We start from the raw sequence: 8,812 nt of genomic DNA, 5'->3' as shown, positions 1-8,812 counted from the left end.
CTGGTTCAATCACCACCGGCTGATGGAACCCCTTGGCTATATCCCGCCCGCCGAAGCTGAGGCAAACTACTATCAGCAGCTTCAAATGCCTGCCGCTGAAACGCTATTAACTTAAACCAACCAGCCTCCACGGTACCCGGGGCGGTTCAAGAAAGATGAACTGCCAGGTCTATCCGGGGCGACTTTATTGGAAACAAGAGCGTGATCTGGGCCGCGGTGTGAAGATCAGAATCCATGGACTAACTTCAACGCTTCTGTCAGGGCGCAACGGTAAAGATGATCCGAAGGGGACGCTCTACCTCAGCCCCCTGCAGACGACGCTTGATCCGGCGCCAAACGTGGTGAATCTGACGATCTGCCATCATCCGCCGGACTGGCTTATTGACGGTGACGATGTCGAAGACATGCTCAATGCGCGTGCAATGTTCCAAGTCTTCGGCCACAAGCACCGACAGCGGATTTTTGAGGGAAAGACAAATATTCGCTGGAGCGCCGGAGCTGTGAACCCATCACGCTCGGAGCGGCAGTTCGAACCAGGCTACAACATCATTGAGCTCGAGGTTTGCGGCGACGGAGCGGGACGTCGCATCGACGTTAGAAGTCATCTTTACAAGTTTCAGACGAACCCTGAGGCCTTTCACCCAATCAGGACCGACGACGGTGGCGACGAGGTCCATCGCCATTCGATCCCTTTCCCTGTGGAGGCGCAACCTGGTGGTTACGTCGAAGCGAAAGTGGCAGTAGTGGAAGCGGGATCGGTGGATGCCGTTGTATTGGAGCAAGCGGCAGCAACCGTCGTCACTGACGCGGAGGCATCTATGGGCGACAGAAGAACCAGACATCTGGTAGATCGCTTCTGGGATCTGGACGGAAGTGATCGACGCGAGATTGCCCTCGAGCTTGGACTGATTACGCAGGACGAGGTCCAGCTGCCCGAAGCGCAGCGCTACGGCATAGCCCTCATCCGGGCGGCCGAGCGCAACCTTATCGACCGGCTAGACCAGATGGTCGCCGAGCGTGAATAGGCTAAATGAGTGGAACTGAACCAAATGCACCTAGAATTTCCTAAGCTGTACTCCGAAATCTCGGCCGATGGCGCCGAGCGTGACAAGCGTTGGGCCGGTGTCGAGGCGTTTGTCGGCACCTATTCAGTTCCCAGAATCGAGGTTCTCGTCCGACTCGCATTCGGGACAAAGCCGCCTCCAACCGGCCACCAGCAGGCAGACCTCGTTCAGGCCCTCGAGGCATTCCACAAGGCGTTTTCGGATATCGATCCCTCATTCGAGCCCGGCGGCCGGCAGGATCAAGTTCTGGCGGCCGCTGCCCTGCTGCAGTTCTCAATGACGCGCGCTTTCCCTGCAATGGCCGTGACAACGACCGCCTGTGGAGGAGCGCGCAAGGCTGACCTCCCCATTGATCTCGTCGCCTCCGCCGAGAACGCACTGGCGCGGCTGTCGGCCACACATCGCAAGCGGCCGGATTTGAATAACGTGAAGATTGAGGCACCAGAACTTACGCTCGAGTTGGATTATTCTGGCGTACAGCCGAACCAGCCGCAGACGTTCACGACCTTGTTCGAACAGTTTCAGACAGAGCTCGATGAAGCTTTCGTCGAAATAACTGAGAAGTTCAACGAATCTCTTGCGAAGGTCGTCAGTGCCAACAGGATGGCTGATGAGGAACTAGATATGCTGTCTTGGGTCTTTGGCGGTCGGTCATTGATGCCGACCAAGGCGTTTGATGAAATTCCTGAGGCGCAAAAACCAATGGTCTTCGCAAGAGATCTCGCATCACTGACAAAAATTCATCCGGGGCCAACAGTCGTGCCTGCGCTTTTGTGCCGGGCCGGGATCAAAACGGCGGGCAAGGTAACGATTGTTGAGGCGGTCAACGCCGTGTCGGACGAATGGACTGCAGCCGTGCTAAAGGGCCGCAAGCCCTCACCCGCGAGTTCGCCGATCCATGCGGCGTTGGCGCGGCGGGAAGAGACGGGGGCCGATGGCGGCTGGCAAGTTGGCTGGGCGGCGGCGACGGGCATAGACGCTGACGCAACTCTGTCACCGACCACGCTTGCGCAACTCTTCTACCGCGAAATCCTTTGGCTTAGTTGATCTGCGATGGCCGATACCGAAGTAGTCTGTGCGAACCGTCAGTGCCGGGTGGCTGCTGGGGATAAAAAATGCCTTGAGGGATACGAACACCTCGGCCAATGTCCCTATTACGGACGTGAACCGGAAGAGCGAGAGGAAGACGAAGCTGAGCACGAAGAGGACATAGATCATACGTTCGATGGCATTCGGCTTTCTAATGCGTTGGCGCTTGAAACGAAGGACGCGAACCGTGTCCTCGCCGCCCTCTCATCAAGAATGATAGGCGTCATCGGCGCTTACGATGCCGGCAAGACCAGCATCATTGCCGGGTTATATGACCTTTTCCAAACTGGCCCCGTGTCGGGGACCCTGTTTGCCGGGTCGTCCACTTTGCACGGTCTCGAATTGATCTGTCATGATGCCAGGGTGGTTTCCAATCGGGAAGAGGCGCATTCAGAACGGACCAAGCGCGGCGAGGTCAGGTTTTACCACGTTGATGTTCGCCATAATGGCGAATTGCGCTCCCTACTCATCGCCGACCGCTCCGGGGAGGAATACGAGGAAGTCGCCGATCTCGCGGCTAATGCCTCGGCGATGTTCGAATTGCGGCGTGCAGACGTGATCACCGTCCTCGTTGACGGACGACGGCTGGTTTCCCCGGTCGATCGGGCCGACACGATGGGAGCAATACCGTTGATCCTTCAAGGAATGGCAGAGAACGGCGCTTTCGCGCGGAGGCCAAACTTAGCGATTGTGCTGACCAAGGATGACGTCATCCAAGCATCAGCACGAAAGGACCGCGTCATGCAGGATTTCCACGCCATCGTCGACGCTATCAAGAACAGTTTCGACAGCAGTTTTGGGGAGATGGCGTCTTTCGTCACCTGCGCTTCTCCTAAGGATGCGGCCGCAGAACGCGGCCGGGGCTTATCTGCTCTCCTTGCCTTCTGGATGAAGCCGAATGCGGAACCGCAAGGGATTCGCCTGCACTTCGGCAGCGGCCGGGTATTCGATGGACTGACGGTGGAGGGGGCGGACTTTGGCTGATCCCGAAAAGCAGGCGTTCTCAATTTCCATTATCGGATTGCCAGAGTCCGGTAAGACGACGTTTCTGGCCGCGCTGTGGGAGCTCGTGAACGAAAGACGGGTGCCAAAGGTACTCCGCTTCCACTCAATTGGGGACAACGATCATAGTTACCTACGCAAGATCGTAAAGGTCTGGCGCAGTGCTAAGGAGCAGGCGCGTACCCGCCTCACCGGACTCAGCGCGGTGCAAATGAATCTTCAGGACAAAGATGGCAAAGTGGCCCATGTCACCATGCCCGACGCGCCTGGAGAAGAGTTTCTCGCCATGTGGGAGGAACGCTTGCTTGGCCGCTCGTTGGGCGAAAGCCTTGCCGTCGGAAACATCATGCTCCTCCTGAACGGTAACAAGGTAAAGGCTCCTGCGTGGATCACGGAACGCGCGGCTCAGCGACGTGTTGCCAAGGCGCAAAAAGCGGATGCTTTGCCAAAGGAGTGGGAACCTAGCTTCGCGCCGACCCAAGTACAGCTAGTGGATCTACTTCAGCAAATTTCCCGTGCGCCGGTTGGTGGTGTCGACCGCCGCATCGTCATCATGATCAGTGCGTGGGACAAGGCTCAAGGCGAGGGACTAACGCCAGATGCCTTCCTTGATGCGAAGCTGCCGTTGCTCGCCCAATACCTTGAAGCGAGTCGCGACGGGTGGAGCAGCCGAGTCTACGGTGTCAGTGCACAGGGCGGTGAATACGACGGAAACGCCGACAACTCGGAGGACGGTGTACAGGTAGCAGCGCCAGGCCCAAAGAAGACGCCGAAAAAGGGAAAGGACGCTGATCGCCTGCGCGAAGTAGATATCGCCGCCAACCGCATCCGGCTCGTGTTCGGCGAGAAGGAATCGAACGATCTTACCGAGCCCCTACAATGGTTGATGAACTGAAGAGCTACCGCATTAAAGTTCATCAGACCCTTCATGGCTACAGCGACGGGCATCGACTGATCGAAGGTTCGTCGAAACTTCCGCAGGCCGTTGCACGGTCCATGCTCGTGCTAAGCGATGCCTCCGGAAGCGGCACTCGGATCCCGAGCGAAGGCTATCTGACCGGGTATCCGCTTCCAGATGTCGGAATGTACGTGCTTGCGCGGACGTGGGCCGCCCCTGAGATGAGTCGACCAGGGTGCGTCTGGACTCATTCGCTGCTTATCGACTTTGCCGACCTCGCGAGTCTTGCCACTGCTGACGACCTCCTTTCAAAGTTTGTACGCCCGTCTGGCGGCACAACTTCGACGTTTGGGGTTCCAATAGAGATCGCGATTTCGCGGTCACCTTCCCCTGTCACCGGCTCAAGCCTTGTCCGTGCCGGGCAGTTGGTCAGCGCGCTTTACGGCAAGCCGAGAAGCCGCATAGTTGCGGAACGAGAAGAAGATGACGAAGGACTGATTGCGGCAGTCTGGATGCAACAGTGGCCACGGTTGCGCCGCACCTTCCGCTTTTGCTCTTTCGCCGTGGACGATCGATCGACCTCCACTGACGTGTTTGACCTACAGTTGATAGGCGGCTTGCGCTTTGGTCGGACGCGCATTCCTGACGGCGTCGTCGCGGCGAGCATCGGGGAAAATGACTGGCAAGATGCAATACTAGGTGATTTGGAGCAGCCGTTGCAGTCAGGACTGCGTCGTTTCCTGCGCGACGTGGGTGCTGACCTTGCAAATGGTCGCGCAGCAATGGTAGCGCTCACCAAATTGTTCGTTTCGCTTCGCCCAGAAGCAGGCCTAGAGAGCATTGCCGATGCCATCGCTGAAGTCGAGCGCCTCGGGCCAGGACAGGGAAAAATGGCGCTAGCGTCAGCTGCGAAATTTGTACTTTCGCGCCCAAATCTGAGCGATGAACGTCTATCCCGGTTCGCACTCGATCAGGCTCGTTCCGATCGCAATCTGCTGGGTATCGATCCAGCCCTCGTCGGCAGAGCTCTGTTGCGGTGGAGGCCCGACTTGCTTGGTAACTCGCTGCAAGACGGTGATCCATTGCAGCTCGCGGTTGACGCCGTGTTGCCTATTGCAACTGCGGATGAACTGCTGGAAGTAATCGATACGGTCCCGGAGTCGATGCCAGTCATACTTGAAATGCGGCCCGACCTTCTGGAGAACCGTGGGTTGTGGCATTTACGGTCTATCGAAGTAGAGAAGCTACTTCGATTCGTCGAAGTCAGCCACGATCACGCCGTGACTATCATTTCCGCGATGGTCGCCGCTGGGCGTGGCGACTACGCTTCAGTAGCCGCAGACCAGTTTGGTGTTCATTCGATGGTTCGAGCGCTTGCTGGCTATGCTGGACCCGAATCGCTCTCGCCCTGGCTCTGCGCCCTCGCCAGTAGGCCGGACGAGTTGGCGGCCTGCATGGCCGACGGCACGCTTCAGGATAGGTCGCTGCTAATAAAGCTAGCAAAGATCCTCGATCCAGATGCGGTACCGAATAGCATCGGACAGGATCCTTGGGTCACTGCGATGCACTACAGCAGAATTTCGGAAGATCTGGCCGGCGAGGACGAACTGGCGTCCCTTCTCTTCTGTCGGGCTATGGGGTGGCGTTCCAACTCACCTGGACGTCTACTTTTCTTTTCGGCGCAGCGTCTCCACGAAGCCATTGCGCTCGGTCGACTATCGGATCTTGCCTGGAAGATGACCGAGAGGCGACTCCCATGGGCCGGACCTTGGCGTGAGCGAGCGCCCTGCGAACGGCTTTGCTCTGCAGTAGTAACTCGCTTCATCGATCATGAACTACCCCCGCTTGAATTCGGCACGGTTATCGATGACGACAAACTATGGTCGAAGCTCGTCGCTATCGCTGCAGACAGTTGGCGTGGGCGGCGCTACCTTGATCGGGTTCGCATGGCACTTCGAGCCGGCAGCGACGACCGGTGGCACGCGCGCGCACGTCTGATCGATCAAAGGGCATGATCGGCAGGCTTGGTACCCCGCCAAAGCCCTTTTCAGGCGGACCATTACCCCGATAAGACACAAATTTAGGTGTTCCAGAGATCGCTCGCACCACTAAAGTTGTGTCTTATTTTCATCCACTCTGCAGCGACCCAACCTCCCCAGATCCCTTTATCTGCCGCCCTTCCGCTCTGCCAGGGCCATGAGGCTCTTCCCACCGAAAATTGTGTTCTATTTCCAGTTTCCCACCGAAGTTGTGTCTTACTCCAGGTGATCCGACGTGACGAACATGTTGCCCTAATGCGTTCGCTGAACCGAGATCCGGCAGGTGACCGGACGCAGTCGGCCCCATGGTGAGCGGGCTTAGGCGGCACGGTGGCCACGCCGACGCTTGTCGAATGGCCCTGCTACGCGGCCCGATTCCCCCGATAGCAGACAACTGTAGTTGGAAGCTATGCCACGACTTTAGGTGTTTCAGCGGCAGTTTCGGTCCACAACATGCTGCTATATCGATAACCAACCTTATCGATACGGTTTTGTCTCAACAGCCAACTGGCTTCCCTACCCGTTTGCGCTTCCGTCTGGGTCGGCAGGGACACACTCGCACAGGCGAAGTTGGAGAGGCCTGCCCACCGGCCAGTTCTGTCTAGATCCGGCCTGTGCCAGGCCGACCGCCAGGCAGAATTCGGCCAGGAACAGTCCTTGGATTAGAGCCAACCGCTGACAGGCTTTGGGCCAGCTTCGGTCAGTCGATACTGGCCTCCGTTTGACGCTGTGCACGCCGTCCCGACTTCCGAAAATGCGGATGGAGCTATCGATAGGGCGGCCTCAATTTTCTGTATCCGTTAGACAACACCCCTGCATACCCGACACGATCGCTAGCCATTGCACGATGGACATCGACACCCTCACAGAGAATCAAGTCGACGACGTTGTCGACCAGAACCAGCGCAAGCCTGCTTCCGACATCCGCGCCAGTGTGCATTTCCTCTGCGGTACGGTCCAACTGCTCAACCTACGTGGTTAGCGTCTTCATGGTCAGTGCACTCCTGACAGCTACGCGCTGCGACAGACGTGAGGTTCCGCTTCTCAGCGAGATACGTCACTCGACGGTATCCACCCGCGCCGAATCAAAGCTGTTGTAGCTGCGTCGCCTCAATGGTGATCGCGTCTAGCACCAGCTCCAGCCTTGCTACGTCGTAGGAGCCACAGTGAAGCGCTTCCGGAGTTTGATCTAGGAAGTGGCGCATGTAGCTTTCCTTATGTTCGAGCGCCCCCTGCCATGCATCAATGTCCTTCTTATAGTTGCTCCAACGAACGACGGGAGGTCCATAGTTCGGCAAACTCAGGTCGAGATAGCACTCGATCGCAGCAGCGCGTCCATTGATGTCGGACGGCCTGACCCCTTCCGGGCCGATCGCGGGGAAGCTGTTGAATAGCTCGTGATCAGGTAGCAGCATGGCCCGCATGTTGCCGGGCATGCTCAGTTCCCTAAGTCGCTTGAGGGCATCCATCCCTTCTGCATCATTGTCCAGGACGAATAGCACCTTGTTCTGCATATCTATTCGGACAAGGCCTTCCGCAAACTTCACCAAGTTACCGGTGCCCCAAAAAGGATGTCGTTCGTCAACGTCAACGAACCGGAAGAAGTCGGCTATGTCTGGCCGTAGTGTTGCGAAGGCGCGCTTCAATATGCGAGAGTCCGTAGTTCCCTCAGTCGCAACCAGGATTGTCTGTGAGCGACTCGCGCCGGCGGCGAACTCTAAGAGCGACGCCCAACCCGCATCGACTAAGGGGCCATATTGCCAGACCACCTCGGCGTCCCTGTTGGCCTCGCATTGCCCGAATACTTGCAGCATCGAGTAGGGGCTGAGCATGTGGATCTTGGAGGCAAAATAGCTCTTCGCTGACCAGTATGACGGGTCGTGCTCGCTGTTGGGGAGTCTGTTCATTACGGCCTCGTCCGCACGAAACGGGGTTTTTACAATCGCGTCCCGTGTCTCATCGAGAGCTACGGGCGTGTCGCTAAGACTGGCAAGCGGATAACGGGCAACGAGGGCGCAATACTCGTCGAACGTCAGCACGGCCGATGGATCCCGCACAAGCTCTTCAGCCACTTCGATATGGTCTGCCACCACGGCATCGTACTCAGCTCGCGCCGCTTCCAGACTCCAGCCCAGCAGTTCGAGACGAGGGAGAACCCGGGCCAATGTACGGACTAGCGCCGCCTCACACAGAGCGAGATCGACCTCTTCTGGATATTCAGCGCAGTACTCGTAGTTCAACTGGTCAGAATGCCGCCGCGTTCGGTCTCTCTCCTGAAACAGGTAGCCGTGATCATTCCCCGCGTTGTTCTTAGCCCAATCAATACTTACTCCACCGACTCTGAGGTAGATCTCCGTACCCACATGTCCCCCTATAGCGCACCAAACCAGGCGCTAAGTTTGTTCTAAATGGCTTGAGTTAAAACCGCGAATTGCCGCTCACCCCGCGTAAGCTGTGCCAATTTTTTCGCCGTCTTGCGCCAGTCATTTCGTTTTGGCCTGTAATGCCGAGCAACGGTTAAACAGGAAGCTATTTATGTGCGCGACGGCCGCTAGGAAGCTATTCACGCAAGCAGCCGAAACTCATCCATTCGCGTGCGATGTCCCGATGCAGCAGCTACGCAAAGCGACCGCCTGCGGCTGCCTACTTCAACGACGACCCATCTGCAGTCTGAATGACCGTGGCTGCCCATTCCTGCGTCGCTGGCTGATAATCCATAA

General features: G+C 57.5%; 7 protein-coding genes. 6 read left to right on the top strand and 1 reads right to left on the bottom strand.

The genetic code is table 11. The features are described from left to right. Window positions 1-155: 155 nt before the first annotated feature. The 6 genes from AC1DOX_RS28210 (at window position 156) to AC1DOX_RS28185 (ending at window position 7,074) form a co-directional block, all read left to right on the top strand. Window positions 156-1,025, top strand: a complete 870-nt coding sequence (locus tag AC1DOX_RS28210) for a hypothetical protein (RefSeq protein ID WP_477114080.1) — start codon at window positions 156-158, stop codon at window positions 1,023-1,025. A gap of 9 nt (window positions 1,026-1,034) precedes the next feature. Beyond that, window positions 1,035-2,111 (top strand): GTPase-associated system all-helical protein GASH, encoded by a 1,077-nt coding sequence (locus tag AC1DOX_RS28205; protein ID WP_477101613.1) that lies wholly within the window; start codon window positions 1,035-1,037, stop codon window positions 2,109-2,111. Between the two features lie 6 nt (window positions 2,112-2,117). Next, window positions 2,118-3,137 carry a TRAFAC clade GTPase domain-containing protein gene (locus tag AC1DOX_RS28200; protein WP_477101614.1) on the top strand — a complete coding sequence of 340 codons (1,020 nt, stop codon included), beginning with the start codon at window positions 2,118-2,120 and terminating at the stop codon, window positions 3,135-3,137. Continuing rightward, a complete protein-coding gene (locus AC1DOX_RS28195) occupies window positions 3,130-4,050 on the top strand; it encodes a TRAFAC clade GTPase domain-containing protein (protein WP_477101615.1) in 921 nt (306 codons plus the stop codon). The genes AC1DOX_RS28200 and AC1DOX_RS28195 overlap by 8 nt, the downstream gene beginning before the upstream one ends. Then, on the top strand, window positions 4,035-6,068 hold the full coding sequence (locus AC1DOX_RS28190) for a GAP1-N1 domain-containing protein (RefSeq protein WP_477101616.1): 2,034 nt from the start codon (window positions 4,035-4,037) through the stop codon (window positions 6,066-6,068). The genes AC1DOX_RS28195 and AC1DOX_RS28190 overlap by 16 nt, the downstream gene beginning before the upstream one ends. 871 nt (window positions 6,069-6,939) lie before the next feature. Beyond that, window positions 6,940-7,074, top strand: a complete 135-nt coding sequence (locus tag AC1DOX_RS28185; protein ID WP_477101617.1) for a hypothetical protein — start codon at window positions 6,940-6,942, stop codon at window positions 7,072-7,074. Between the two features lie 103 nt (window positions 7,075-7,177). On the opposite strand, the gene AC1DOX_RS28180 is transcribed toward AC1DOX_RS28185, so the two are convergent. Further along, window positions 7,178-8,455: a HEPN/Toprim-associated domain-containing protein gene (locus AC1DOX_RS28180; protein ID WP_477112643.1), complete on the bottom strand. Its 1,278-nt coding sequence runs from the start codon at window positions 8,453-8,455 to the stop codon at window positions 7,178-7,180. Window positions 8,456-8,812: the final 357 nt, after the last annotated feature.

Source organism: Cupriavidus sp. 01L415 (genome assembly GCF_056400065.1).
The sequence above is the reverse complement of the archived record's forward strand: the minus strand, read 5'-3'. Positions and strand labels throughout refer to the sequence as shown.

Coding starts and splice junctions, on each gene's coding strand:
- AC1DOX_RS28210 (WP_477114080.1), top strand. CDS start 156: ATGAACTGCCAGGTCTATCCGGGGCGACTTTATTGGAAACAAGAGCGT.
- AC1DOX_RS28200 (WP_477101614.1), top strand. CDS start 2,118: ATGGCCGATACCGAAGTAGTCTGTGCGAACCGTCAGTGCCGGGTGGCT.
- AC1DOX_RS28190 (WP_477101616.1), top strand. CDS start 4,035: ATGGTTGATGAACTGAAGAGCTACCGCATTAAAGTTCATCAGACCCTT.
- AC1DOX_RS28185 (WP_477101617.1), top strand. CDS start 6,940: ATGGACATCGACACCCTCACAGAGAATCAAGTCGACGACGTTGTCGAC.